General features: G+C 75.2%; 26 protein-coding genes. 12 read left to right on the forward strand and 14 right to left on the reverse strand.

Features of this window, described 5'->3' with window-relative positions; all coding sequences use genetic code 11:
- Positions 1-48 precede the first annotated feature (48 nt).
- Genes Ae331Ps2_RS10650 through Ae331Ps2_RS10660 form a run of 3 tightly spaced genes read left to right on the forward strand, consistent with a single transcriptional unit; the run spans position 49 to position 2,662 of the window.
- Complete coding sequence (locus Ae331Ps2_RS10650; RefSeq protein ID WP_020625022.1) at positions 49-957, forward strand: hypothetical protein; 909 nt, start codon at positions 49-51, stop codon at positions 955-957.
- A gap of 14 nt (positions 958-971) precedes the next feature.
- Positions 972-1,919 (forward strand): prephenate dehydratase, encoded by a 948-nt coding sequence (gene pheA, locus Ae331Ps2_RS10655; protein WP_075309187.1) that lies wholly within the window; start codon positions 972-974, stop codon positions 1,917-1,919.
- Complete coding sequence (locus Ae331Ps2_RS10660) at positions 1,916-2,662, forward strand: histidine phosphatase family protein (RefSeq protein ID WP_249265231.1); 747 nt, start codon at positions 1,916-1,918, stop codon at positions 2,660-2,662. The genes pheA and Ae331Ps2_RS10660 overlap by 4 nt, the downstream gene beginning before the upstream one ends.
- 12 nt (positions 2,663-2,674) lie before the next feature.
- Here Ae331Ps2_RS10660 and Ae331Ps2_RS10665 read toward each other — a convergent pair whose 3' ends face one another.
- Positions 2,675-3,025, reverse strand: a complete 351-nt coding sequence (locus Ae331Ps2_RS10665) for a metallopeptidase family protein (protein WP_198932241.1) — start codon at positions 3,023-3,025, stop codon at positions 2,675-2,677.
- A gap of 1 nt (position 3,026) precedes the next feature.
- Positions 3,027-4,298, reverse strand: coding sequence for a septum formation family protein (locus tag Ae331Ps2_RS10670; RefSeq protein WP_075309185.1), 1,272 nt, complete (start codon positions 4,296-4,298; stop codon positions 3,027-3,029).
- A 243-nt stretch (positions 4,299-4,541) separates the two neighbouring features.
- Between Ae331Ps2_RS10670 and Ae331Ps2_RS10675 the strand changes: the two genes are divergently transcribed.
- From Ae331Ps2_RS10675 to Ae331Ps2_RS10685, 3 genes are read left to right on the forward strand one after another with little or no spacing between them, the layout of a single operon-like run.
- On the forward strand, positions 4,542-5,312 hold the full coding sequence (locus Ae331Ps2_RS10675; RefSeq protein ID WP_249265619.1) for a hypothetical protein: 771 nt from the start codon (positions 4,542-4,544) through the stop codon (positions 5,310-5,312).
- A gap of 4 nt (positions 5,313-5,316) precedes the next feature.
- Complete coding sequence (locus Ae331Ps2_RS10680) at positions 5,317-6,483, forward strand: glutathionylspermidine synthase family protein (protein ID WP_060713818.1); 1,167 nt, start codon at positions 5,317-5,319, stop codon at positions 6,481-6,483.
- 53 nt (positions 6,484-6,536) lie between these two features.
- Positions 6,537-6,989, forward strand: a complete 453-nt coding sequence (locus Ae331Ps2_RS10685; RefSeq protein ID WP_020625029.1) for a DUF350 domain-containing protein — start codon at positions 6,537-6,539, stop codon at positions 6,987-6,989.
- A gap of 36 nt (positions 6,990-7,025) precedes the next feature.
- Here the strand turns inward: Ae331Ps2_RS10685 and Ae331Ps2_RS10690 are convergent, their stop codons facing one another.
- Entirely contained in the window at positions 7,026-8,150 is a 1,125-nt protein-coding gene (locus tag Ae331Ps2_RS10690; protein WP_075309183.1) for a nucleotide disphospho-sugar-binding domain-containing protein, read from the reverse strand.
- A gap of 66 nt (positions 8,151-8,216) precedes the next feature.
- On the opposite strand from Ae331Ps2_RS10690, the gene Ae331Ps2_RS10695 reads away from it, so the two are divergent.
- The 3 genes from Ae331Ps2_RS10695 to Ae331Ps2_RS10705 all read left to right on the forward strand — a co-directional run bounded on the left by Ae331Ps2_RS10695 (position 8,217) and on the right by Ae331Ps2_RS10705 (position 10,872).
- On the forward strand, positions 8,217-9,056 hold the full coding sequence (locus Ae331Ps2_RS10695) for an HAD family hydrolase (RefSeq protein WP_075309181.1): 840 nt from the start codon (positions 8,217-8,219) through the stop codon (positions 9,054-9,056).
- A gap of 156 nt (positions 9,057-9,212) precedes the next feature.
- Positions 9,213-9,794 (forward strand): phosphatase PAP2 family protein, encoded by a 582-nt coding sequence (locus Ae331Ps2_RS10700; protein ID WP_139318874.1) that lies wholly within the window; start codon positions 9,213-9,215, stop codon positions 9,792-9,794.
- Positions 9,795-9,798: 4 nt separating this feature from the next.
- Positions 9,799-10,872 carry a decaprenyl-phosphate phosphoribosyltransferase gene (locus Ae331Ps2_RS10705; protein WP_020626827.1) on the forward strand — a complete coding sequence of 358 codons (1,074 nt, stop codon included), beginning with the start codon at positions 9,799-9,801 and terminating at the stop codon, positions 10,870-10,872.
- 53 nt (positions 10,873-10,925) lie between these two features.
- Here Ae331Ps2_RS10705 and Ae331Ps2_RS10710 read toward each other — a convergent pair whose 3' ends face one another.
- The 4 genes from Ae331Ps2_RS10710 to Ae331Ps2_RS10725 all read right to left on the reverse strand — a co-directional run bounded on the left by Ae331Ps2_RS10710 (position 10,926) and on the right by Ae331Ps2_RS10725 (position 15,290).
- Positions 10,926-11,885, reverse strand: coding sequence for an NAD-dependent epimerase/dehydratase family protein (locus Ae331Ps2_RS10710; RefSeq protein ID WP_075309179.1), 960 nt, complete (start codon positions 11,883-11,885; stop codon positions 10,926-10,928).
- 74 nt (positions 11,886-11,959) lie between these two features.
- Entirely contained in the window at positions 11,960-14,008 is a 2,049-nt protein-coding gene (locus tag Ae331Ps2_RS10715) for a DUF6541 family protein (protein ID WP_075309177.1), read from the reverse strand.
- Positions 14,009-14,136: 128 nt separating this feature from the next.
- Positions 14,137-14,595 carry a DUF2304 domain-containing protein gene (locus Ae331Ps2_RS10720; RefSeq protein ID WP_226361410.1) on the reverse strand — a complete coding sequence of 153 codons (459 nt, stop codon included), beginning with the start codon at positions 14,593-14,595 and terminating at the stop codon, positions 14,137-14,139.
- A gap of 17 nt (positions 14,596-14,612) precedes the next feature.
- On the reverse strand, positions 14,613-15,290 hold the full coding sequence (locus Ae331Ps2_RS10725; RefSeq protein ID WP_020626830.1) for a glycosyltransferase family 2 protein: 678 nt from the start codon (positions 15,288-15,290) through the stop codon (positions 14,613-14,615).
- A gap of 129 nt (positions 15,291-15,419) precedes the next feature.
- Here Ae331Ps2_RS10725 and Ae331Ps2_RS10730 point away from each other — a divergent pair, with 129 nt between their 5' ends.
- Positions 15,420-16,421, forward strand: a complete 1,002-nt coding sequence (locus Ae331Ps2_RS10730) for a putative sugar O-methyltransferase (protein ID WP_075309173.1) — start codon at positions 15,420-15,422, stop codon at positions 16,419-16,421.
- 10 nt (positions 16,422-16,431) lie between these two features.
- A complete protein-coding gene (gene pseI / locus Ae331Ps2_RS10735) occupies positions 16,432-17,490 on the forward strand; it encodes a pseudaminic acid synthase (RefSeq protein ID WP_075312573.1) in 1,059 nt (352 codons plus the stop codon).
- A gap of 9 nt (positions 17,491-17,499) precedes the next feature.
- Here pseI and Ae331Ps2_RS10740 read toward each other — a convergent pair whose 3' ends face one another.
- Entirely contained in the window at positions 17,500-18,624 is a 1,125-nt protein-coding gene (locus Ae331Ps2_RS10740; protein WP_075309171.1) for an NADH:flavin oxidoreductase, read from the reverse strand.
- A 163-nt stretch (positions 18,625-18,787) separates the two neighbouring features.
- Here Ae331Ps2_RS10740 and Ae331Ps2_RS10745 point away from each other — a divergent pair, with 163 nt between their 5' ends.
- Positions 18,788-19,228, forward strand: a complete 441-nt coding sequence (locus tag Ae331Ps2_RS10745; protein ID WP_020626834.1) for an Rrf2 family transcriptional regulator — start codon at positions 18,788-18,790, stop codon at positions 19,226-19,228.
- Here Ae331Ps2_RS10745 and Ae331Ps2_RS10750 read toward each other — a convergent pair.
- Genes Ae331Ps2_RS10750 through Ae331Ps2_RS10775 form a run of 6 tightly spaced genes read right to left on the reverse strand, consistent with a single transcriptional unit; the run spans position 19,225 to position 24,397 of the window.
- The gene (locus Ae331Ps2_RS10750) at positions 19,225-20,079 is read right to left on the reverse strand and encodes an alpha/beta fold hydrolase (protein ID WP_075309169.1); all 855 of its coding nucleotides are present in this window, start codon (positions 20,077-20,079) and stop codon (positions 19,225-19,227) included. The genes Ae331Ps2_RS10745 and Ae331Ps2_RS10750 overlap by 4 nt on opposite strands.
- Complete coding sequence (locus Ae331Ps2_RS10755) at positions 20,076-20,693, reverse strand: energy-coupling factor transporter transmembrane protein EcfT (protein WP_075309167.1); 618 nt, start codon at positions 20,691-20,693, stop codon at positions 20,076-20,078. Before Ae331Ps2_RS10755 ends, Ae331Ps2_RS10750 begins: the two co-directional genes overlap by 4 nt.
- The gene (locus tag Ae331Ps2_RS10760; RefSeq protein ID WP_075309165.1) at positions 20,690-21,367 is read right to left on the reverse strand and encodes an energy-coupling factor ABC transporter ATP-binding protein; all 678 of its coding nucleotides are present in this window, start codon (positions 21,365-21,367) and stop codon (positions 20,690-20,692) included. The genes Ae331Ps2_RS10755 and Ae331Ps2_RS10760 overlap by 4 nt, the downstream gene beginning before the upstream one ends.
- The gene (locus tag Ae331Ps2_RS10765; RefSeq protein ID WP_075309163.1) at positions 21,364-22,479 is read right to left on the reverse strand and encodes a thiolase family protein; all 1,116 of its coding nucleotides are present in this window, start codon (positions 22,477-22,479) and stop codon (positions 21,364-21,366) included. Before Ae331Ps2_RS10765 ends, Ae331Ps2_RS10760 begins: the two co-directional genes overlap by 4 nt.
- Entirely contained in the window at positions 22,476-23,819 is a 1,344-nt protein-coding gene (locus Ae331Ps2_RS10770; protein WP_249265618.1) for a hypothetical protein, read from the reverse strand. Before Ae331Ps2_RS10770 ends, Ae331Ps2_RS10765 begins: the two co-directional genes overlap by 4 nt.
- Positions 23,816-24,397: a biotin transporter BioY gene (locus tag Ae331Ps2_RS10775; RefSeq protein WP_075309161.1), complete on the reverse strand. Its 582-nt coding sequence runs from the start codon at positions 24,395-24,397 to the stop codon at positions 23,816-23,818. Before Ae331Ps2_RS10775 ends, Ae331Ps2_RS10770 begins: the two co-directional genes overlap by 4 nt.
- Between the last annotated feature and the right edge of the window lie 33 nt (positions 24,398-24,430).

A 24,430-nucleotide genomic window follows, 5' to 3' on the forward strand; every position in this document is an offset into this window, starting at 1 on the left:
CCCCTCTGCGTGCGCTCCGTGACCCGACCGTTAGCGTCTGTCGACGTGATGACCGTGCCCTCGGGTTCCTCAGCCGACCCGTGGCCGATCCGTCCGCTGCTCGCCGCGCTGGTCGACGACACCAGCCTGCTGCAGCCGAGGACCGTCGCACCGGGCGTCGACGCCGTCGTGTCGCGCTATCTCGCCGCCCGCGACGGCCACTACGGAGGCCTCGTCGGACGGCTGGTCTGCCCCGCGTCGCAGCTGCCCGCCGTCGTCACCGAGCTCGCCCGTTCCGCGCCGAGCCGGCCCGCGGAGATGGCCCTCGTCGTCGACACCGGGCTGGGCGCGGTGCCGAAGGCACTGTCGACGGTGTTCTCGCGCTCCAGCCTGCTCACCCCGAGCACCGTCGAGTGCGTCGCGCCGCCGGACGTCGACGGGGTCTGGCTCGAGCGCGTGTCGGAGTTCGTGCCGGACGAGGTGACCCCGGTCGTCGAGCCGCGCCGCCCCGTCGAGGGCGACGCCGACGGCACGCTCGCCTGGCTCGCCGCCGTCCGCAAGGTCGCCGAGCACGGCTGCACCCCGAAGATCCGCCTCGGCGGGCCGCGCGCCTCCGACGTGCCGGAGATCGTCGACGTGCACAAGTTCCTGCTGGCGGGCCTGGAGAGCGGCACCGGCGGGATCTCCGCGCAGGGCATCGACCGGATCGTCCGCGAGGACCCGTCCGCCTCGACGCCCCGCGGCCGCCACGGCCTGCTGAACCTGATCGCCGCCGTCGCGCGGATGACCGGGGTCAGCGCCTCGCCCGACCCGGCCGAGGACGCCCTGTCCTGCACCGACGGCGAGAAGCTCGCCCGGGAGCTCGACGAGCTGCCCGAGGCCGCCGTCGAGCAGGTCCGCACCGTCCTGCCGCGCTGCGGGGTCGACCCCGATCCGGTCCCGATCGCCGACCTCGTCGCCCTCGGGCTGCTGGACTGATCAGGACGCATCGGATGCGGATCGGATTCCTGGGGCCGCACGCCACGTTCACCGAGCAGGCCCTGCTGACGCTGCCCGAGTCCCGTGGCGCCGAGCTGGTGCCGCTGCCCGGCGCCCCCGCGGTGCTGGCGGCCGTCCGCGACGGCTCCGTCGACGCCGGCTGCGTGCCGATCGAGAACACCGTCGAGGGCGCCGTCCCGCCGGTGCTCGACGGGCTCGTGGCCGACCCGCCGCTGGTGCTCGCCCGCGAGGCCCGGATCGCGGTCCGGTTCTGCCTGATGGGCCGCACGGGCACCACGCGGGACGCGATCCGCTCGGTCGCCTCCCACGGCCACGGCATCGCCCAGACCCGCGGCTGGCTCGCCGAGCACCTGCCCGGCGCCGAGGTCCGGGTCAGCTCCTCCACGGCGGAGGCCGCGGCCCAGGCCGCCCGGGGCGAGGTCGACGCCGCCGTCGCCGCCCCGCTCGCCGCCACCCAGCACGGGCTGGAGGTGCTGGCCGACGACATCGCCGACAACGCGGGCGCCGTCACCCGGTTCGTGCTGCTCACCCGCCCCGGCCCGCCGCCGCCGCCGACCGGCTGGGACCGCACCACCATCGCCGCGACGACCACGAACCGGCCCGGAACCCTGCGCGGCCTGCTCACCGAGATCGCGGTCCGCGGGATCGACCTGACCCGGATCGAGTCCCGCCCGGTGAAGGACCGCCACGCCGAGTACTGGTTCCACCTCGACTGTTCGGGCCACGTCGCCGACCCGGCGATGGGGGAGGCCCTGGCCGCGCTGCACCGTCGCTGCGACCGGCTCATCTACCTCGGGTCGTTCCCGCGATCCGATCCCGCACCGGCCGCCCCCGCGGCCGGGGTGGGGAGCCCCGTGGCGGCGCTCGGCGTCGCCACCACCGACGACTACGCCGCGTCCGAGCGCTGGCTCGCCGCGGTCCGACGGGGAGCCGACACGTGAGCCACCCGACCGACGACGAGCACGACGGCGCCGCCTCCTTCGCCGCCGTCGGCACCGGCAGCCGGACCGCACAGGTCCCGCCGGACGACGGCACGCTGCGCCTGGTGCTGGTCCGGCACGGCCGCACCCCGTCCAACGTGCGGCACCGCCTCGACACCGCGCTGCCCGGCCCCTCGCTCGACGAGCTGGGCCGCGCCCAGGCCGAGGAGGTCGCCGGCCTGCTCGCCGGCTGGCCCGTCCGGGGCCTGTACGCGTCACGGGCGACCCGCGCGCAGGAGACCGCCGCCCCGATCGGGCGCGCGCTCGGCCGCGGGGTCACCCTGCTGAAGGGCCTGCACGAGGTGTCGGTCGGAGACCTCGAGGGCCGGGAGGACGACGACGCCCGCGCCGCGTTCGACGAGGTCTTCGAGGCCTGGTGGGACGGCGACGTCGACCGCGCCATGCCCGGCGGCGAGTCCGCCCGCGACGTGTGGGACCGGGCGCTGCCCGACCTCGCCGCGGTGACCTCCGGCGTGTCGGAGGGCGCGGTCGTCGTCGTCAGCCACGGGGCGGCGATCCGGGTCCTGTCGCTGGCGCTGCTCGGCGGGCACGACGGCTCCGGGCCCGGCCACTCCGACGTCACCTACGGCCGCGAGCGCCCCGTCCCCAACACCGGCCGGGTCGTGCTGCGTCGCGACCCCGACGGCTGGGTCCCGGAGCTGTGGGACGCGATGCCCGGCGGGCGGCGCGCCACCCACCGGTAGCGGCCGGGCGGCTCAGCCCCAGCCGAGCTCGTGCAGCTTCTCCTCGGAGATGCCGAAGTGGTGCGCGATCTCGTGGACGACGGTGATCGCGACCTCGTCGACGACCTGCTCCTCGTCGTCGCAGAAGTCGAGGACGGCGTCGCGGTAGACGGTGATCCGGTCCGGGAGCTCGCCGGCGTAGTCCGCCGTGCGCTCGGTCAGCGCGACGCCCTCGTAGAGCCCGAGCAGGTCCGGCTCGTCGGGGTGGCGCGGCTCCACCAGCACCACGACGTTGTCCATCGCCGCGGCGAGCTCGGCGGGCACGAGGTCCAGCGCCTCGCCGACCAGTTCGTCGAACCGGTCGGCGGGCATCACCACCGGCACGTCAGTTGTCCGACAGCCCGGGCAGGCCGGGTGGGATGTCGAGGTCGGGCCGCCCGGCACCGCTGTCGGGCGCGGCGGGCTGTTCGGCGTCGGGCTGCTGGACCGGGGCCTGCGAGCCGGGGGCCGGAGTGGCCGCACCGTCGGTGGGTGCGCCCCCCGGGGTGCCGGGCGTGGACGGCGCCGGGCCGGCGGGCTGCCCGGACACGACCAGGTTGCCCTTCACCGAGCCGGTGATCGAGGCGAAGCCGCTCTTGTCCGGCAGCAGGGTGCCGATGTTGCAGTTGACCTTGCGGCTGCCCGCCTTCCAGGACTCCTCGGAGAGGTTGCCCCAGTAGACGATGAGCCCCTTGGCGTCGATCACGGTGTCGTTTCCGGCGAAGGTGTTGGCGGCGGTGGTGCAGGCGGGCTGGAGGAACTTGTCCTGGTCCTCGACGGTGGGCCAGGCGTCCGGGAACTGGGTGCCCAGGTCGACCAGCCCGACGGCCTCGGCGGCGTGCGGACCGGCGCAGTCGGTCGGGTCCCCGACGGTGCGGCCGTCGATGGCCAGGCAGGTGCCCACCGGCTGGACCGCGGACTGGTCCTGCGCGGCGACCTTCCCGGTGATCGGGAACATCTCCCCGCTGCGCGAGGCCATCTGCAGGCCGCAGCGCATGCCCTTGTCGCCGCCGTCCCAGCGCTGCTGCGACGGCTTGAGCGCGCCCACCCGGAACTTCCCGTCCGGGTCGAACTTGCCGTTCAGGTACTTCGTGACCACCGGGGTGCAGCGGTCGGCGACGAGCTTCTGCCAGGCCCCGTCGGCCGGGAACGTCGGCTGGTCGGTCAGCACGACCCGCCCCGCCTGCTCGAACAGGTGCGGCCGGGCACAGTCGACGGCGGCGGTGTCGGTCGCGTCGGACCGGGTCCAGTTGAGGCAGGTGCCCGGGGTGTCCGGTGGGGACGGCAGCGGCGGCGGCTCCTCCACCTTCGGGACCCCGGAGGACGCGAACGACCCCAGGACCGGCACCTCGGCGCCGAGCAGCGAGTCGACCGACGCGACGGTCAGCATCAGCAGCGCGCCGACGAGGATCCCGATCCCGACCCGGCGGGCCCCGAGGAACCCGCTCCGCCCGGTGCCCGCCCCTCCGGAGGCGTCCGACGACCGTCGCCGACGGGTCGGGACCACCGGGGTGGCCGACGGCCGGGACAGCACCGAGGTCGTGCCCTGCCCGCCGTGGACGGCGGTGCGGCCGGTCGCGTCGGGCCGGTCGGAGCCGGCGGGGGAGCGGGAATCCATGACGTCCCCATCATGCAGCCGGGGTCGGTCCGGCTTCACCCGGCCGGTGCCCCGGCGCGGCGGTCGGTCGGCCGGATGCTGTGAACGAGCAGGTCCGTCCGGTGCGACGGGGTGGCGCGACCACTCGTCCGGGTGGTCGTGGGCGAACCGCCGCCGAATCGTCATCCGGGAACGACCGGTGGTCGTCGGTCGGTCCCGGTACGGTGCGCGCGGGGGGACAGGAGTGACGATGGGGGACCAGCGATGACCGACGGACCGCGCACCGCCGGCGGCCCGGACGACAGCACGCCGCCCGCCGGTACGCCGAGTGCGACACCGGGCGGCGCGCAGCCGTCGGGCTCGCAGCCGGCGCCGGCACCGCAGACCGACGGATCGGCGCCGGCGCCGTGGGCGAACCCGCCCGCCGAGCAGCCCGCCGAGGCCCCGCGCGGCCGGATCCGGCAGCAGGACGGCAGCACCACGCCCCGCGAGCCCACGCTCGCCGAGAAGCGGGCCCGCGAGCAGAAGCTGCGCGCGGACCGCGAGGCGGTGCGGCTGAAGGAGGCCCGCTCCAAGACCACCAAGCGGGTGCTGATCGGCGCCGGCGCGACCGTCGGTGTCGTCGCCCTGATCGCAGCGGTCTACGCGGGCTCAGGTGGGGCCTCGGAGGATGAGCGGGTCGCCGACGCGCGCTGCGTCGACGACCAGGGCGTCGTCGTGCCGGACGAGAACTGCTCTGGCACCCAGAGCCAGGGGCAGGTGTCCACCGGTGGCGGCGGTTTCGCCTTCGTGCCGATCTTCCTGGGCGGCGGCCGTCAGTACCACTACAACTACGGCGGCGCCGGCGGAGTCGGGCAGGTCGCGACCGGAGGGACCGTCTCCCCGCCGCCCAGTGGCACCACGGTCCGCAGCGGCACGACCGGCTCGACCATCGGCTCGGCGACCCGCAGCGGCACGATCTCCCGGGGCGGTCTCGGCGTGGGCGGCGGATCGTCGTCGTCCTCGGGCGGGTCCGGCTCGTCCAGCGGGAGCTGAGGGCGTGCGACGCGAACGCGGCACCCCCCGCCCGGACTGGCAGCGCACCGTCGCCGAGCAGGGGCTCGCCTTCGGTACCCCCGGCCGGGACGGCTCGGGCAACGAGCGGCCCTACTGGGACGAGTCGGTGCACTACGTCTTCGAGATGGACGAGATCCTGTCCCTCGAGGCCGACGTCGAGGTGCTCCAGTCGATGTGCCTGTCGGCCGTCGACCACGTCGTCACCACCGAGCGGTTCCGGGACTTCGCGCTGCCCGAGTGGTGCTGGGAGCAGGTCGCGCAGTCCTGGCGCCGCTCGGACCCGCACCTCTACGGCCGCTTCGACCTGCGCTACGACGGCTCCGGACCGGCCAAGCTGCTGGAGTACAACGCCGACACCCCCACGTCGCTGCTGGAGGCCTCGATCCTGCAGTGGCACTGGCTGCAGGACGTCCACCCCGGCGACGACCAGTGGAACTCCCTGCACGAGAAGCTCGTCGAACGCTGGGGCGAGCTGAAGGGGCTGCTGCCGTCGTCGGAGGTGCACGTCACCTGGTCCGGCGCCGAGTCCACCGGCGAGGACCACATCACCGTCGGCTACCTCCAGGAGACCGCCGCCGAGGCGGGCCTGGACACCGTCGGACTGTCCATCGAGGACATCGGCTGGGACTCCGCTCTGGACCGCTTCGTCGACCTCGAGGAAGCTCCGATGTCGACGGTCTTCAAGCTCTACCCGTGGGAGTGGATGCTGACCGACGAGTTCGGCAAGCACGTCACCCGCAGCCTCCCCGAGACACTGTGGCTCGAGCCGCTGTGGAAGACCCTGCTGTCGAACAAGGCGCTGCTCGCGGTGCTCTGGGAGATGTACCCCGGGCACCCGAACCTGCTGCCCGCCTCGCTCGGCAACCCCGGGATCCTCACCGAGTACGTCCGCAAGCCCCTGCTGGGGCGCGAGGGCGCCAACATCGCGATCGTCGCCCCCGGCTACGAGACCGCCACCGGCGGCGTCTACGGCGACGAGGGCTTCGTCTACCAGATGTTCGACCCGCTGCCCGAGTTCGACGGGTTCCGGCCCTGCCTGGGCGCCTGGCTGGTCGGTGACACCGCCGCCGGGCTCGGCATCCGAGAGACCGCCGGCCTGATCACCGACGACGGTGCGGCCTTCGTGCCGCACCGCATCCCCGAGTCCTGACCGTTCCGCTCTGCTCCGCTCCCTGCACACCCCCGCTCCCGGAGGTACCTCCCGTGATCCTCGCCCAGGCGTTCGACGCCACGTACTGGGGCTTCCTCGGCCGCGGTGTCGGCGCGATCCTGCTCTACGCCGTGATCGGCACCCTGCTCATGCTGATCGGCTTCTGGGCCATCGACCTCACCACGCCCGGCAAGCTCCCGGCGATGGTGCGCGGCGGCCTGCCGAACGCGGTGACCATCACCTCGGCCGGCATGCTGTCGATGGCGTTCATCATCGTCACCGCGATCTACGGCTCCTACGGCTCGCTGCTGCAGGGTGTCGTGTCGTCACTGGTGTTCGGCCTGATCGGGATCGTCGCCCAGGTCGCCGCGGTGCGGCTGCTGGAGTGGGTGACCGGCATCGACATCGGCGAGGTCATCCAGTCCGACGAGCCGCGGGCGGTCGCGAAGGTCGTCGCGGCCGCGCACGTCGCGCTCGGCCTGATCGTCGCGGTCGCGGTCTTCTAGACGCCCGTCCCGGCCGGGCCCGCGTCCCGGCGCCGCTCAGGCCAGGGCGGTCAGCACTTCGACCCTGGCCTGCGGCGGCGGCATCGCGGCGATCTCCGCGCGCACGTCGCGGGCGGCGGCGGCGAGCTCGCCGTCGTGCAGCAGCCTGCGCAGCGCGTCGGCGGTGAACGGGCCGCCCAGCCCGGCGCCGCGGGCCGCGACCAGCTCCGCGTTGTGCCGTCGGTCGCCCGGACCGGGCAGCGCGAGCTGCGGGACGCCCGCCGCCAGCGCGGCCAGCACGTGCGCGGCGCTGCCGTCGTGCAGCACCGCGGCGCAGGCGGGCAGCAGCTCGTCGAGCGGGACCCGCCCGACCGTGCGCACACCGCGTCGGCCGTGGCGCAGCAGCCGCGCCGGGGGCCGGACGAGCACGAGCTCGCAGTCCGGCCCGTCGTCGCGCAGGTCGTCCAGCGCGCGGACCGCCGAGGCCTGCAGATCGCCCCGCAGCGGCCCGCCGCCGCGCAGCACCAGCACCCGCGGCCGCACCGAGGGGCCGCTCAGCCACGCCGGCAGCGCCGACCGGGCCGAGCCGCGGGCCCGGCCCGGCCGCACGGCCAGCGCGTCGCGCGCGCCGACCAGGCTCGACGGGGCGATGGTCAGGGCGATCGCCGGCGGCGGGACCCCGCGCAGCCCGTGCCGCAGCCGGGCCCGCTGCAGCGGTCGGGAGTCCAGCAGCGTGCGGACCAGCGCGAACCCGTCGAGCAGACCGTTCTCGTGCAGCACCGCGGGGACGTCGTGCCGGGCGGCCGCGAGCGCCCCCGCGACGGCGAGGGGCTCGTAGACCACGACGTCGGGCCGCCACTGCTCGGCGACGGTCACCAGCGCGTCGGTCAGCTCCTCGTTCACCGGGCCGAACAGCGAACGCACCCCGGCGTCGCCGCCGCGCCCGGCCAGCTCGGCCCGCGCGGTCACCGGGTGCGCGACGAGCGAGCGTGCGGCGAGCCTGCCCACCCGCAGGCTGCGGGCGACGTCGATGAACGGCAGCGGGTCCGCCCCGGGGAGCGGGTGCGCGTCGCCGCCGCCGGCGAGCAGCACCTCGTGCCCGGAGTCCCAGAGCGCGTGGGCGAGCGGCAACAGCGGTGTCAGATGCCCCGACAGCGGGGCCGCCACCACCAGAACACGCACCGTCCGAGGGTAACCGCCACGCGGTCGTCCGGGGGCCGTCTCCGGGCGGTTCCGTACGCTCTGGGTGTGATCGTCGAGAACGCGCCCCGGCTCGTCGCCACCGACGTCGACGGGACCCTCCTCGACGACGGCGGCGTGGTCACCCCGCGCACCGTCGCCGTGCTGGAGCGGGCGGTCGCCGCCGGCGCCGGGTTCGTGCTGGTGACCGGCCGCCCGCCGCGCTGGATCCCGCCGGTGCTCGCGCGGCTGCCCGAGGGCCTGGTGCGGCTGTGCGTGTGCGCGAACGGCGCGGTGCTCTACGACGCCGTCGACGACGTCGTGCTCGGCACGCACACCCTGGATCCGGCCGCGATCGGCGAGCTCGCCGCCCTCGCCGCGGAGCTGTTCCCCGGATGCGGGTTCGGCGTCGAGCGCGTCGCGAACGCCGAGGGTGACGACGGCGTTCGGGGCGTCGTCGACCAGTTCCTCACCGACCCCGGCTACGTGCACGCCTGGGGCGAGCACGACGGCGGCTCCACCAGCCGCGAGGACCTGCTCGGGCACCCGGCGACGAAGGTGCTGATCCGCTCCCCGGAGCTGACCAGCGAGCAGATGATGACCGCACTCGCGCCGAAGGCGGGCGGGCTGGCCGACCTGACGTTCTCGCACCCGTCCGGGCTGATCGAGGCCTCCGCGCCCGGGGTCACCAAGGCGACCGGCCTGGCCGAGGTCGCCCGCCGGCTCGGCGTGACCGCGGCGGACACCGTCGCGTTCGGCGACATGCCCAACGACCGGGAGATGCTGCGCTGGGCCGGGCTCGGCGTCGCGATGGGCAACGCCCACCCCGACCTGGCCGGCCTCGCCGACGAGGTGACCGCCTCGCACACCCACGACGGGCTCGCCGAGATCCTGGAACGCTGGTTCTGAGCGCACCCGGCGGCGTTCACCTGCCTGTCGACGAGCGGTCATGCGCGGTCCGCCACCCCGCCCCGGCCCGTCCCACCACCCCGCCCGCGCGTACCATCACCGGCTGTCATCGCCCGCGAGCCGGGTGCCAGCGCCCGCGCCAGGAGGCCCCCACCCGTGGCTGACACGGCAGACACCCTGGACCGGTCCGGTCCGCAACCGCCCGCCGACGTCCCGCCCACCGGCGAGGTCGCCGTGCTGGCGTCCGTGCAGGGCGTTCTTGCGAACGACACCACCGTGCGGGTCGCCCGCGGGATGTCGCTGTTCGGCGAGCACGCCGCCGGCTGGCTGGCGATCGGCGTCCTGGGTGCCGCGCTGGACCGTCCCCGCCGTCGCGAGTGGCTCGGCTCCGCCGCCGCCGTCGCGTTCGCCCACGGCGCCTCGATCGGGATCAAGCGCGTCGTCCGGCGCCGCCGACCCGACCACCCCGCGGTCCGGGTCCTGGTGGGCACCCCGAGCCGGCTGAGCTTCCCGTCCTCGCACGCCACGTCCACCACCGCCGCCGCCGTGCTCTACGGCGGCCTGCTGGGCAGGCGCTCCCGCCCGGTGGCCGCGGCGGGTGTGGGCCTGATGGCGCTGTCGCGCCTGGTCCTCGGCGTGCACTACCCGACCGACGTCGCCACCGGCACCGCGCTCGGCGCGGCCGTCGCCGGTACCGCGCGACGCGTGATCTCACGCAACCCCACCACCGGAGGGTGAGCGCATGACCAGCACCGACCCCACGAAGGTCGACCACGACGACTCCGAGAAGGAGAAGGTCGCCCGGGCCGCCGACCCGCAGACCCCCGTCGTCCCGGACGCCCCCGACGACGCGGGCGCGCCGGAGGGTCACGAGGACGAGGCGGCCCCGACCGCCGTCGCCGCCGAGCACGCCCCGCACGTGCCGATGGACCCGTCCGAGCGGACCACCGCGATGGTCGCCCGCGGCCTGCTGAAGACGATGCGCCCGCGCCAGTGGGTGAAGAACGTCCTGGTCTTCGCCGCACCGTTCGTCAGCGGCCAGCTCTTCGACGTGCCGGTCCTCGTCGACTGCCTGATCGCCTTCGTCGCGTTCTCGCTGGCCGCGTCCGGCGTGTACCTGGTCAACGACGCGCTCGACGTCGAGGCCGACCGCGCGCACCCGACCAAGCGCCGCCGCCCGATCGCGTCCGGCATCGTCCCGGTGCCGCTGGCCTTCGTCGCGGCGGGTGTGCTGTTCGCCGGCTCGATCGCGCTGTCGTTCGCGGTGACCTGGCAGCTGATCATCGTGCTCGCCGTCTACGTGGCGGTGCAGCTGTCGTACTGCCTGTGGCTCAAGCACCAGCCGGTGCTCGACATCTGCATCGTGGCCTCCGGCTTCCTGATGCGGTCCATCGCCGGTGGTGTCGCCACCGGGATCCCGCTGTCGCAGTGGTTCCTGCTGGTCACCGGGTTCGGGTCGCTGTTCATGGTCGCCGGCAAGCGCTACGCCGAGATCAACCTCGCCGAGCGCACCGGCGCGAAGATCCGCAAGTCGCTGGAGAACTACACGGCGTCCTACCTGCGCTACATCTGGTCGCTCTCGGCCACCGTCATGATCGTGATGTACGGGCTGTGGGCGTTCGAGATCCGCGAGGACCACAACTCGGTCTGGTCGGTGCTGTCGATCGTGCCGTTCGTGGTCGCGGTGCTGCGCTACTCCGTGGACGTCGACCGGGGGACCGGCGGCGAGCCGGAGGAGATCGCGCTCGCGGACCGGGCGTTGCAGGTCCTGGCGCTGGCCTGGATCGCGATGCTCACCCTGGCCGTCTACAGCTGACGCCGACGCCTCCCGGGCCCGGTTCCCCGCACGGGGGCCGGGCCCGCGGTGCGTCAGTACGCGGGGTGTCGGCGCCCGGTGTGCCAGGACCAGGTGTGCGCGAGGCCCTCGGCCAGCGGGGTCGGTGCGGGCAGGCCGAGCGCGGCGATCCCGCGCGACGGGTCGAGGCAGCTGCGGCGCAGCTCCCCGGGCCGGGCCGGCAGGAACTCGGGGGCGAACTCCTCCGGCGTGAGGCCGGCGATCGTCCCGATCGTCGCGGCCAGCTCGACGATCGTGGACTCGGTGCCGGTGCCGACGTTGAACACCTCACCGGCCAGCTCCCCGGCCGCGAGCCGGTCGGCCGACGCGAGCGCCGCCCGCGCGACGTCGCCGACGTAGAGGAAGTCGCGGGTCTGACCGCCGTCGCCGAACACGGTCGGCCGGGACCCGGTGCGGGCCCGGTCGCAGAACAGCGAGACCACACCGGCGCCGCCGGCCGGGTGCTGGCGCGGCCCGTAGACGTTCGCGAACCGCAGCACCAGTGCCGGCAGACCGTGCGTCCGGACGAAGAACCGGGTGTAGCGCTCCGCGGCCAGCTTGCTCATGCCGTACGGCGACTCCGGCTCGGCCGGCTCCGCCTCGGTCGTCGGCAGGGGGGCGCCGTCGCCGTAGATGGCTCCGCCGGTGGAGCACACGACGACCGCGCCCGCACCCGCGTCGCGGGCGGCCTGCAGCACGCTCAGGGTGCCGAGGACGTTGACCGAGGCGTCGTGCGCCGGGTCCGCCATCGAGCGGCGCACGTCGATCTGGGCGGCCAGGTGGAACACCGCGTGCGGGCGGTACTGCGCGCCGAGCGCGGTGAGCGCGGCGGTGTCGCGGATGTCGAGCTCGGCCACCGTGACGCCCGGGGCGAGGTTGTCCCGCGTCCCGGCGGAGAGGTCGTCGACGACGAGGACGTCGTCGCCGCGGGCGAGCAGGGACTCGACCAGGGTGGAGCCGATGAAGCCGGCTCCGCCGGTGACGAGCGCGCGCATACCTGCCTTCCTCCGGGGCGGACGGTGTGTGCACCCGGCTGCGGCACACGGTAACCGCGGGTGCCCCGGGCGCCTCAGCCGGTGGAGCGGGCGGGCTCCGTGCCGCAGGCGGTGATCCGGTAGAGCGTGCTGCCGCCGCCGGAGAGGACGGACTCGAACCCGGGTGCACGGTCGATCTCGGACAGCCCGGGATAGGTGTCGGCCCGCGCGTCCCACGGCCACCAGGTGACCGGGCCGTCGATGACGTAGCCGACGCCGGTGGCCCGCACCGCGGGACAGACGACGGGGTCGCGGGCGGCGTCGTGCAGCCGCAGCCGGATCAGCTCCTGGTCGGGCGTCCAGGTCCCGGATAGGTGCGGGAAGAGCACCCCGCGCCCGGTCAGCGGGTAGAGCAGGCCGTTGCCGGTCCACGGGTTCGCCGCGACGATGGCGCCCGGTTCGGTCGCCCGGCCCGCCGCCTCCAGGAACTCCCGCTGGCCGGGCTGCAGCACCCGGCCGGTCTCGTAGCGGTAGGCGTCGGCGATCACGGCGGCGTGCACGCCGATGCGGAACCCGTCGGTGAGCAGGACCAGCGCCGCGGCGAGGACGGCGACGACCGGGACGGCCGTCAGCTGTCGTCGCTCCGGGGTGGTCTCCGCCTGCCGCACCGCGGTCACCGCACGGACCACCAGGCCCGCCGCGCCGAGCACACCCAGCGTCGCCAGCGGCACCCCGGTGATCGGGACCATCGCGGCGAGCCGGTGCGAGTCGTTGTACCAGGCTCCGGTCAGCGCGGTGACCAGGTCGCCCTCCCGGGCGACGGCGAGGGTGTAGAGCAGCGCCGAGGTCAGGTGGGCCGGCACCAGCCACGCGGTGCGGGCCTGCCGCAGCGCCAGGACGGCGCCGACCACGACCAGCACCGACACCACGACCAGCTCGGGCCGCTTGTTCGTCCCGTTCCACAGCACACCGGTCAACGCCTCGCGAGCCCCCATCGAGGCCTGCCAGTCGAACATCCGGACGCTGGCGAGGAAGGGCGACCACGCCAGCAGCCACACCACGGCGGCGACCGCGGCGAGCGCACCCGCCGGGCCGAGGGCCGCCGTGGCGAACCGGCGCTCGCGCACGTGCCGGACCGCGCTGACCCCGGCCGCGACCGCCACCGGGGACAGGCCCAGCACGAGCAGGCTGACCGCGGCGTTCGGATGGGCGAGCGCCAGCGCCGGGACGGTCGTCGCACCGAGCAGCAGCGCCCGGGCCCGGCCGACCACGCTGTCCCGGGTCAGACCCAGCACGGTCACCACGGCGGCCAGCCCGGCGGGCACCAGCGCCAGCCCGAGCAGGTTGGGCCACAGGACGCCCCAGTTCATCAGCAGCCACGGCATCGCGGTGAACGCCGTCGCGAGCACCGGGGTGACCAGCAGGGCACCGGCCCGGCGCCCGACGATCTGGCGGACGAGCAGCGTGCAGGACAGCGGCCACACGACGGCCGCGGCGGCGAACGCGGCGAGGTTCGACGCGGCCGGGATCGACGCGCCGGTGCTCGCCACGACGAGCGAGACGACGTCGTGCCAGGCGGCGGGGTAGGCCGACGGCACGCCGGGGCTGTTCAGCTCGCCCAGCGTCAGTGACGACGCGTCGCCGGTCTGCAGGATCCGGGCGACCGCGCTGTAGTGGTAGATCGCGTCGTAGGTCGGGGAGACCGCGTCGACGGGGCCGAACGCGAGCACCACGGTCAGCCAGCCGATCGCGACGGTGACGGCCACGCCGACCGCCAGCGCGATCCCGCCGAGGGGGCCGTCGGGTCCCGTGCGCAGCAGGAACGGCGGACGGCCGGCGGGATCGCCCGCGTCGTCACCCGGTCCGGACCGGGACCGGCCCGCCCGCCGCCGGAGCCCCGCGGTCACCGCGGCGCACAGCAGCGCGAGCACCGCGGTGACACCCAGCACCGGCCACGGTCCCCACGGCACCCCGGCCCGCCCGGCCAGCACGGCGGTGGTCGCGATCAGCGCGACCGACACCAGCGGCCCGGCGCCCCAGCAGACCGCTCCGCGCAGTCCCGCGGCGCGGGCGACGAGCGCCCCGGGCAGGACGCACCAGGCCGCGGTCACCAGGGCCACGGGGACGGCCTGTGCCCACGTCATCCCCGGCTCCGCGCGTCGTCGATCGGCAGCCGCATCCGGCGCACCCTACGAGCGTCGTGCCGCGCGGCGGGACGCGCGGTCGCCGTGTCACCGTCCGCGACCGGATCGTGTCCCGTGCGGATCGCCGCTCAGCTCCTGGTGGAGCGGGCCGTCCCCACCTCGTCGGCGGCGGGCTCGGTGACGGCCGCCCGGTGCCCGTTGGTCCCCGCAGCGCGCTCCTCCAGGGCGGTCAGCCGCTGCTCCAGCTCGCTCTCCCGCCGGGTCAGCTCCGCGTCCCGGACGGCGATCTGGCGGGCCAGGTTCGTCAGGTGCTGGCTGATCTCCCGGTCCCGCAGGTAGGTGTTCAGCATCCCGAACACGAAGGCGACGACGAGCAGGTAGACCAGCAGGTCCGTGCCGCGGCCGATGCCCACCGCCCGGGCCAGGTAGGTCAGGTCGTTCGGGCGCAGGACCGCGTAGATGTTCAGCACGATGAACGCGCCGAAGGCGATCCGCTTGCTCGCCCGCACGCCGACGCTCTGGCCGCTGCGCACGAAGTAGACGAGCGCGCCGACCGCGGCGGCCAGGAGCAGGATCTGCAGGATCACGGTGTTCGCCTCCTGGGTCATCGCTGCCGTACCGACAGGTCGAACAGGATGTTCACCCCGTTGAACAGCGACTGGCCCTTGGATCGTGAGTACTCGGTGTAGCGGATCGTGACCGGGACCTCGCGGATCCGCCACGACGACCGGGCCAGCGACGCGACGATCTCCGACGCGTGCGCCATCCCGTTCATGGTGATCCGCAGGTCCTCCGCGACCGCCCGGTTCATGGCCCGCAGCCCGTTGTGGGCGTCGGTGAGCTTGAGCTTGCGGCTGGCCGGCGACAGCGCCGCGACGGTGCGCAGCACCAGCCGCTTGAGCGGCGGGACCGGCTCGGTCGACTCGAGGAAGCGCGAGCCGAGGACGACGTCGGCCTCGCCGCCGCGCAGGATCGCGGCCATCCGGACGGCGTCGGCGACGTCGTGCTGGCCGTCGGCGTCGAAGGTGACGATCCGCTCCGCCCCGCGGAGCAGGGCGTAGTCGATCCCGGTCTGCAGCGACGCGCCCTGCCCGAGGTTGATCGGGTGCCGCACGAGGTGCGCCTCGGTGCCGGCGATGCGTTCGGCGGAGGAGTCCCGGCTGCCGTCGTCGACACACACGACGTTCGGGAAGGCCGTGCGGATCTCCGCGACGACCTCGGCGATGACGGTGTCCTCGTTGTACACGGGGACCACCACCCAGGTGCCGGTGTCGGCGACCACGTCCCACTCCCTCGTCACTGACCGGCGGCCGTTCACGGCCGCACCGCAGAGGCTATCGGTCCGGGTATCCGAGCCGTGCGACGGTGGGTCACGATCGGGGCGAAGGTGATGTTCCGTACCGTTCGTGACATGGACCCGAGAACCCTGCTCGAGGTGATGCTGGCCGATCTGGACAGCGCGCCGGAGCTGTACCGGCCGACGGACTTCTGGCGGACCGGGCTCGAGAAGGTGGTCGCCGACCTGCGGGAACGCGGGTTCACGGAGTTCCGCAGGCACCCGTCGGCCACGTTCTTCTACGCCCCGCAGTACGCGCCGGTGTCCAGGCCGGCGGCGATGCTGTCGCGAGCGTTCGGGATGCTGGGCGGCCCCGGCACGCTGCTGCGCGGGCGGATCGACCAGGTTCCCGTCGCCCGGGCCCACCACGCCACGGTGACCGCCCTCGACCCCGCCGACCGGTCGCCGTCGCTCGCCGGGTTCAGCGAGTCGACCGCCGGCGCCCCCGCCGAGCAGCTCGAGTTCGACGGCCGCCGGTTCAGCCGGTCGTCGCTGAACTACCTGCGCGGGCTGGTCATGCTCAAGCGGGCCGTGCCCGACCTCGACGTCTCGACGGTCCTGGAGATCGGCGGCGGGTTCGGCACGCTCGGGGAGATCCTGCTGTCGGGCAACCCCGGACTGCGCTACATCGACGTCGACATCCCGCCGGTCGCCGCCGTCGCCACGCACTACCTGCGCGAGGCGCTCGGGCCGGAGAAGGTCGGCGACTACGCGGCCACCCGCGAGCGCGAGAAGATCGTGATCGACGAGCTGGAGCACCCGGCGACCGTGCTGTGCTCCTGGCAGCTGCCCCGGCTCACCGGGACCGTCGACCTGTTCGCCAACTTCATCTCCTTCCAGGAGATGGAGCCCGAGGTGGTGGCGAACTACGCGAACCTGGTCACCGACCTGGGCGCCCGCTGGCTGCTGCTGCGCAACTCCCCGACCGGCAAGCCAGGAGTGCGCGAGCCCATGCTGCGGCGCCACTACCTGGAGATGTTCGACCGGTTCGAGCTCGTCGACTCCGACGCCGGGCTCTACGGCCAGGACTCCGAGGGCACGGTGTCCGAGGTGATGGTGCTCGCGCGGCGCTCGTAGGGTGGCGCGCATGCGCACCCCGGACCCGATCGAGATCGGCGGCCACCTCGTGGGACCCGGCGAACGGCCGTTCGTCATCGCGGAGGTCTCCGGCAACCACAACGGCTCGCTGGACCGGGCGCTGGAGATCGTCGACGCGATCGCCGGGACCGGGGCGCAGGCGGTGAAGCTCCAGACCTACCGGGCCGACACGATCACCATCGACGCCGACGGCCCGGCCTTCCGGATCCGTGACGACCACGGTCTGTGGGGCGGGCGGAACCTCTACCAGCTCTACGAGCAGGCGCACACGCCCTGGGAGTGGCACGAGCCGCTGTTCGCCCGTGCGCGGGAGCACGGCCTGGTGCCGTTCTCCAGCCCGTTCGACCCGACGGCGATCGAGCTGCTGGAGTCCCTCGACGCGCCGGCGTACAAGGTGGCCTCGGCCGAGCTGGTCGACCTGCCGCTGATCCGGGCGATGGCCGCGACCGGCAAGCCGATGGTGATCTCCACCGGGATGGCGACGCTGGCCGAGATCGACGCCGCCGTCGCCGCCGCCCGCGAGGGCGGTGCGACGCAGATCGTGCTGCTGGCCTGCACCGCCTCCTACCCGGCGGACCCGGTCGACGCCAACCTGCAGACGATCCCCGCGTTGCGCGAGGCGTTCGGCGTGCCGATCGGGCTGTCCGACCACACCCCGGGCATCGGGGTGCCGGTCGCCGCCGTCGCGCTCGGCGCGGTCGCGATCGAGAAGCACGTGACGCTGCGGCGTGACGACGGCGGCGTCGACTCCGACTTCTCCCTGGAGCCCGCCGAGCTGGCGTCGCTGGTCACCGAGACCGACATGGCGCGCCGCGCGATGGGCCCGGCCCGGTTCGGCCCCCGCGAGTCCGAGCGCGACACCCTCGCGCTGCGCCGCTCGCTGTGGGTGGTCGCCGACGTCGCCGCGGGCGAGAAGGTGACCGCGGACAACGTCCGGTCGATCCGCCCGGCGGGTGGTCTGCACACCGACACGATCGGCACCGTCCTGGGCCGGACCTTCACCCGCGACGTCGCCCGCGGCACCCCGCTGACCTGGGACCTGATCTGAGCCGACCGCTCAGTGCAGGGTGCCCAGCGCCGCCTTGGTGAAGGGCACCAGCTCGGACTCGCGGCCGTCCAGGACCTTGCTGCCCCACTCGGGGTCGGCGAGCAGCGCCCGGCCGACGGCGACGAGGTCGAACTCGTCGTCCTCCAGCCGGTCGAGGAGCTTCTCGACACCGCTCACGTCGGCGCGGGCGTCGGCGCCGGCGAACATCGCCGGGTCGAAGACCTGGTCCAGGCCGACCGAGCCGACGGTGATCGTCGGCAGCCCGGTGACCTTGCGGGCCCACCCGGCGATGTTGAGCTCGGCGTCGGCGTCGGGGAACTCCGGCTCCCAGTAGCGGCGCCCGGACGCGTGGAACGCGGTCACCCCGGCGTCGGCGAGCGGGGTCAGCACCTCGGTCAGCTCGTCGGGGGTGGCGGCGAGACGCGCGTCGTAGTGGTTGCCCTTCCACTGGGAGAAGCGGAACACGACCGGGTAGTCGGGCGCGACGCGTTCGCGGACCGCGGCGACGATCTCGGCGGCGAAGCGGGCGCGCTCGGCCCGGCCGCCCGCGTAGCCGTCGGCGCGGCGGTTGGTGCGCTCCCAGAGGAACTCGTCGATCAGGTAGCCGTGCGCGCCGTGCAGCTCGACGCCGTCGAAGCCGATCCGCTCGGCCTGCGCCGCGGCCTCGGCGAACGCGCCGACGATTCGGTCGATCCCGGCGAGGTCCAGCGCCTGCCCCGCGCCCTCGGTGCCGTCGAGCGCGACGCCCGACGGGCCGACGGACGGGGCCTCGGGGAACGGCGGCTTCCCGGCCTCGCGGGTGATGCCGACGTGCCAGAGCTGCGGCATGATCCGGCCGCCCGCGCCGTGCACCGCCTCGACGACCGTCGCCCACCCGGCCAGCGACGCCTCGCCGTGGAAACGCGGGACGTCGGCGGAGTCGCCCGCGGACGGGTCGTCGATGTAGGTCCCCTCGGTGATGATCAGGCCGGTCCCGGCGGCAGCCCGGCGGGCGTAGTAGGCCGCGACGTCGTCGCCGGGGACACCACCGGGGGAGAAGTACCGGGTCATCGGGGCCATGACGATGCGGTTGGACAGCTGTGCGGAGCCGAGCGAGTACGGACGGCCGAGCAGCCGTGCGGCGCGGGTGGACACGAGGCACTCCAGGGGGATGAGCCGTCCAGGCACGTCGGCGGGTCCGGGCGGAGGCGTCAAATGGTTCCTGTCAAAGATACAGATGGGCCGGCGAACTGCAACAGTGACCATCGCCTTTTCGTCCGGGCGGGTAGTCTGGGGCTCTGACCGGGGAGGTGACGTCGTGCTGGACATTCGGTTCTCCCGTGCCCTGCAGGCGATGCTCTACCTCGCCGCGGCCGCGGAGGGCGACGGGTCGACGGTCAGCTCCGGGCGGCTCGCCGAGGCCCTCGGGACGAACCCGAGCCTCGTACGCAGGCTGCTCGTACCGCTCGGGGCCGCGGGCCTGGTCGAGTCGACGAGGGGGCGCAGCGGTGGTGCCCGGCTGGCCCGGCCGGCCGGGGAGATCACCCTCGCCGAGATCCACCGCTGCGCGGTCGGGGAGAAGCCGCTCTGGGCGTGCAGCCCGGAGACCGAGCACGTCTGCCCGGTCACGCCGCACGCCGCGGCGTACTTCGCCGGGCTGACCGCCGACGTGGAGCAGGCGGTGCAGGCGTCGCTGGAGGGGCGGACGCTGGCCGACGCGCTGCGCGAGATGCGGGATCTGGAAAGCGTGCCGCGCTAACCGTCCAGAAAGTCCCTGACCAGGGCGTTCACCTCGTCCGGGGACTCCCGGTTCGACCAGTGGCCCCGCCCGGGCAGCAGCACGAACCGGGCGCCGGGCACGGCCTCGGCGGCCGCGCGCGTGGTCGCCACGGGGACGCCGGCGTCCCGGTCGCCCTGCACGAACAGCGCGGGGCAGCGGATCTCCGACAGCCGGGGGCGCAGGTCGACCCGCATCCGGCGGAACCCGATCGAGCCGTTCTGCCAGTCCGAGCTGCCCGCGTTCCCGGACCGGGCCTCGGCGAGGACGGCGTCGACGATCTCGTCCAGGTCGGGCACGCGGCCGGCGTCGCCGAACAGGGCACGGCGGGCGAACGCGGTGACCGCGGCCCGGCTGCGGAAGGCCAGGTTCGGCAGGGTCCGCGACAGCAGGGGCACCCGCGCGGTCAGCCACAGCAGCTGGTGCAGCCCGGGCGGGAAGCTCAGCGTCCCGGCCGGGGCCAGCGCGACGACCCGTTCCACCCGGTCGGGGTGCTCGATCGCGGTCGCCAGCGCGAGGGCGCCGCCCTGGGACAGCCCGACGACGGCGGCGCGCTCGATGCCGAGGTCGTCCAGCACGTCGACGAGCGTGCGCAGCAGCACCTCGTGGGTCGCCCGGCCGTGCCACGGTCGGCTGCGCCCCTGCTTCGGCCAGTCGGGGGCGACGACGCGGTGCTCGCGCGCGAGGTCGGGGATCAGGTGGCGCCAGCTGAGCAGCGCGTTGTCCAGGCCGGCGCCGGAGAGCAGCAGCACCGGCGGGCCGGCGTCGCCGGCGAGGTGGACGTGCAGGTCGCCCTCGGGACGGGGGATCACGTGGTCGCGCAGGTCGGTCATCGGTCGTCATCCTCGTCGCCCCACCCGCGTGCGGCCAGTGCCTCCCCGAGTGCGTCGGCGTGCCGCAGCGTGCGCACCAGGAAGGGCACCGCGAACGCCGTCGGCGACCGCTCCGCCCCACGGGCCCTCGCCGCCTCCCGGACCTGCCCGGCGATGCCGGACAGCGTGGCGATCGACTGGAGCGTCAGTCCGACGAGAAGGCCGAGGCGCTCCGGCGCCACCCCGAACCGGCGCAGCGGCCCGAGCCCGCGTTCCACGGCGCCGACCAGGTCGTCCACCCGGGTGGTGAGGGTGAACAGGGTCGCCGCACCCAGCGCGGCGACCAGACGCAGGACCACCACCAGCGTCCGTTCCGGGCCGATCAGCCACCACTGCACCGCGCCGAGCAGCAGTGCCAGCAGCGCCAGCGTGCGCAGCACCGGCCGGACCCGGTGCCACGGGATGCGGGCGAGCAGGTACCCGGCGGCGACGAGGGCGCACAGCGCGCCGAGCACCCGCGGGTCGCCGGTGAGCACCGTCCCGGCCGCGAGCGCCAGCACCACGAGCAGTGACGGCCCGGCCGGCGCCCGGTGCAGCGGGCTGGTGCCCGGTGAGTAGAGACCGAGCGGGGTCACGAGCCGCAGAGCCTGCGGTAGTACGCCACGGCCGGGCCCGGCTCGTCGTCGGCGACGACCCGGCCCCCGTCGAGGACGACGACGCGGTCGAACCCCGTCAGCAGGTCCAGGTCGTGGGTGGCGAGCAGGACCTGCTGGCGCAGCCCGGCGAGGCGGTCGGCGAAGGCCCGCTGGTTGCGCAGGTCGAGCAGGGTGGTCGGCTCGTCGCAGACCAGTACGTCCGGGTCGAGCACCAGCACCGCGGCCAGCGCGAGCAGCTGCTTCTGGCCGCCGGAGAGCTGGTGGGCGGGGTGCTCGACGTGGTCGCCGAGCCCGAACTCCGCGAGCGTCGCCTCGGCCCGCCGGGCGCGTTCGGCGCGGTCGCGCACGGTACGGCGCAGCGAGAACGCGACGTCCTCGCCCGCGGTCGGCATGACGATCTGGGAGTCCGGGTCGGAGAAGACGAACCCGACCCGGCGGCGGACGGCGGCGCCCTCGCGGGCGGGGTCGCGGCCGTCGACGGTCACGGTGCCCTCGGTCGGGGTGACCAGGCCGTTGACGGTGCGGGCCAGGGTGGACTTGCCGGAGCCGTTCGCGCCGACCAGCCCGATCCGGCGTTCGGGCAGGGCGAGGGTCACCTCCCGCAGCACGGTGCGCTCGCCGTAGCGGTGCCCGACGCCCGAGAACCCGATCACCGGACCACCCGCCAGCTCGTCGCGACGCCGAGGCCGCCGCCCGAGGACAGCGCGGCCAGCCCGGTCTCGCCGCGGCCCTGCACGACGAGCCGGTGGAACAGCCGGACGACCAGCACCGCGCCCGAGGCGCCCCAGGGATGGCCCAGGGCGATCGCGCCCCCGTCCGGGCTCGCCCGGTGCTCGTCGATCCCGGCGGCGTCGAGACAGGCCAGGGCCTGTCCGGCGAAGGCCTCGGTGAACTCGACGGCGTCCGGGGCGGCCGGTCGGTCGCGCAGTGCGGCGAGCGCCGGGACGGCGCCGAGGCCGAGGTCGGCGGGCGGGCAGCCGCGGGTGGCGGCCGAGACCAGCGCGAGCCCGGGCACGCCCAGCTCCCGCCGCCGCCACTCGGGCACCAGGGCGACGGCGGCGGCCCCGTCGTTCACCCCGCAGGAGTTCGCGGCGGTGTGGGCGCCGCCGGGGGTGAACGCGGGCCGGAACCGGGCCATGCGGTCGGCGGTGAAGCGCTCGCGGGGACGCTCGTCGGCGGTGCGGGACGCGACCGGGACGAGCTCGTCGTCGAAGCGGCCCGCCCGCTGCGCGTCGACGGCGCGGGCGTGGCTGCGGGCGGCGAACGCGTCGAGCCGGGCGCGGGACAGACCCGCCCGGGCGGCGACGTCGTCGGCGGCCGGACCCATGTCCGGGTCCGGGTCGCCTGCCGGGGCGAACGGCGCACGGGTGTAGACGGTGCCGTCGGCCCGGGTCCGGGTGGGCGCGGTCGACGGGGACTCGGCACCGCCCGCCAGGTACCCGACACCGTCGCCGGCGCGGACGGCCGCGGCGGCGGCGAGGATCGCGGACAGCCCGCTCGCGCACTGCCGGTCCACGGTCATGCCGGGCACGTCGTCGCCGAGCCCGGCGGCCAGCGCCGCGACCCGGGCCGGGTTGCCGCCGGGGCCGAAGACGTTGCCGAGGAGCACGTCGTCGACGTGGCCGCCGAGGGTCCCGGCCAGCGCCGCGAGGACGGGGGCCGCGAGCGCGTCGACGGTCACCGCCCGCAGCGACCCGCCCGCGGTGCCGATCGGGGTGCGTCGCGCGGCGACGACGACCGGGGTGGCGTCGTCGGGGCCGCTCACTCCGGGTCCCCGAGCGGTACGGCGTCCAGGCTGCCGTCGCGCAGGGCGGCGTCGACGGCGGCGCGGGCGGGCTTGCCCGATCCCAGCCGGGGCAGTGCGCGGGTGACCAGCCAGCGACGCGGGCGCTTCGCGGGGGACAGGGCGGTCCGGGCCGCGGCCCGCAGGGCGCGCCGGTCCGGGACGTCGTCGCGGGCCTCGACCACGGCGGTGACCACCATGCCCAGGGACGCGTGCGGGGTCCCGGCCACGACGACGTCGTCCACCCCCGGGACTCCCCGCAGCACCTGCTCGACCTCCTCGGCGGCGACCAGCGTCCCGCCGGAGGAGATGGTGGTGGCGGCGCGGCCGAGGACGGTCAGACCGCCGTCGGCGGTGAGCTCGGCACGGTCCGCGACGGTCGTCGGTCCGGGGGCGGCCGGTTCGAGCACGCCGCGGGTGAACCGGCCGCGCACCGACTGCGGGCTGTCCACCCACAGCACGCCGTCGTGCACGGCGAGCCGCACGCCCTCGACCGGGCGCAGCGGGCCGTCGTCGCGGCGGGTGGCGATCAGCGAGTGCTCGGCCGAGCCGTAGTACTCCAGCAGCGTGGTGGTGGGCAGCAGCCGCGCGCACCGCTCCCGGACCCCGGGCGCGACGTGCGCGCCGCCGCACACCACGACCCGCGGCACCGGACCGCCCGGACGGCGCTCCCGCTCGTCGAGCAGCGCGCTGAGCTGGGCGGGGACGAGGTGGACCGAACCGCCGTCGGGCAGGTCGGTCGGGTCGAGCCGGCCGCGGGTGACCAGGCCCAGGCCGTGGTGCAGGGCGTGCAGCGCCCCGAACAGGTACAGCGTCGACGACGGTGGCCCCGGCACGAGGACCGGGCCCGGCAGCCCGCCGAGGAGGTCGAACCCGATCCGCCAGGAGCGCCGGTCGCGGCCGAGCACGCTGGGGACACCCGTGCTCCCCGAGGTCGTCGGGAGCAGGAACAGCCCCGGTGTCCGCGGTCCCCCCTCGGCGGTCGCGGCCCGGCCGTCGGTACCGACGACGTGGTGCGGCGCGGCGTCGGCCAGCACCGCGGCGCGTTCCCGGACGGTCCAGCCGGTGTCGGCCAGCAGCGACGCCGCGCCCAGCCGGTCCGCGGCGAGCAGGTGGGGCAGGACCGCCCACCGGGCCCGGGTGGGGGTGTCGAGCACGACGCGTTCCCCGGCCCGCACGCCGAGCCGGGCCAGGCGCTCCCCGGCGACGGCGACGGCGTCGGCCAGCCCCCGGGGCAGCCACGGAGCGGGGACGACGGGCGCGGAGCCGTCGTCGTGGTCGGGGGGGTCGACGCCGGGGGAGTCGATGCCGGTCCCGCTCACCGGACCCGGGGCTCGGACGACGCGGACCGGACCGGCAGCAGGTCCGGCAGGGCCCGGTGCACCAGCGACGCGACCAGCGCGGCCAGCACGATCTTGACCAGGTCACCGGGCACGAAGACCAGGGACTGCACGATCCCGCCGGTGACGTCCCCGATGTAGACGCCCAGCCAGGGCATGCCGATCACGTAGTCGGCGAGCAGCCCGGCCACGCAGGCCAGCAGCAGCACGGGCAGCGACCGCGACCGGAACCGCGTCACGACCAGGCCCGCGACCAGCGCGGACAGCAGCCAGCCGACGAGGAACCCGCCGCTGGGTCCGAAGAACGCGGCGCCGTTGCGGCCGCCCGACAGCAGCGGGAGCCCGACCGCGGTGAGCACCAGGAGCAGCGCGACCGACGCCGTGCCGAGCCGCCACCCGAGGATCACGCCGGCCAGGATCGGGCCGACGTTCTGCAGGACGATCGGCACCCCGGCCACTCCGGCGAAGCCGGGGAACAGCCCGAGGACGGCGATGAACGCGGCGAACACGACCACGCGGGCGAGATCGGCCGCGGGGAGCGCAGGACGGGATCCGGACACGCGCGAAGGGTAGGTCACGTCGGCGTGCCGGAG

Source organism: Pseudonocardia sp. Ae331_Ps2, from assembly GCF_001932405.1.
GTDB lineage: Bacteria > Actinomycetota > Actinomycetes > Mycobacteriales > Pseudonocardiaceae > Pseudonocardia.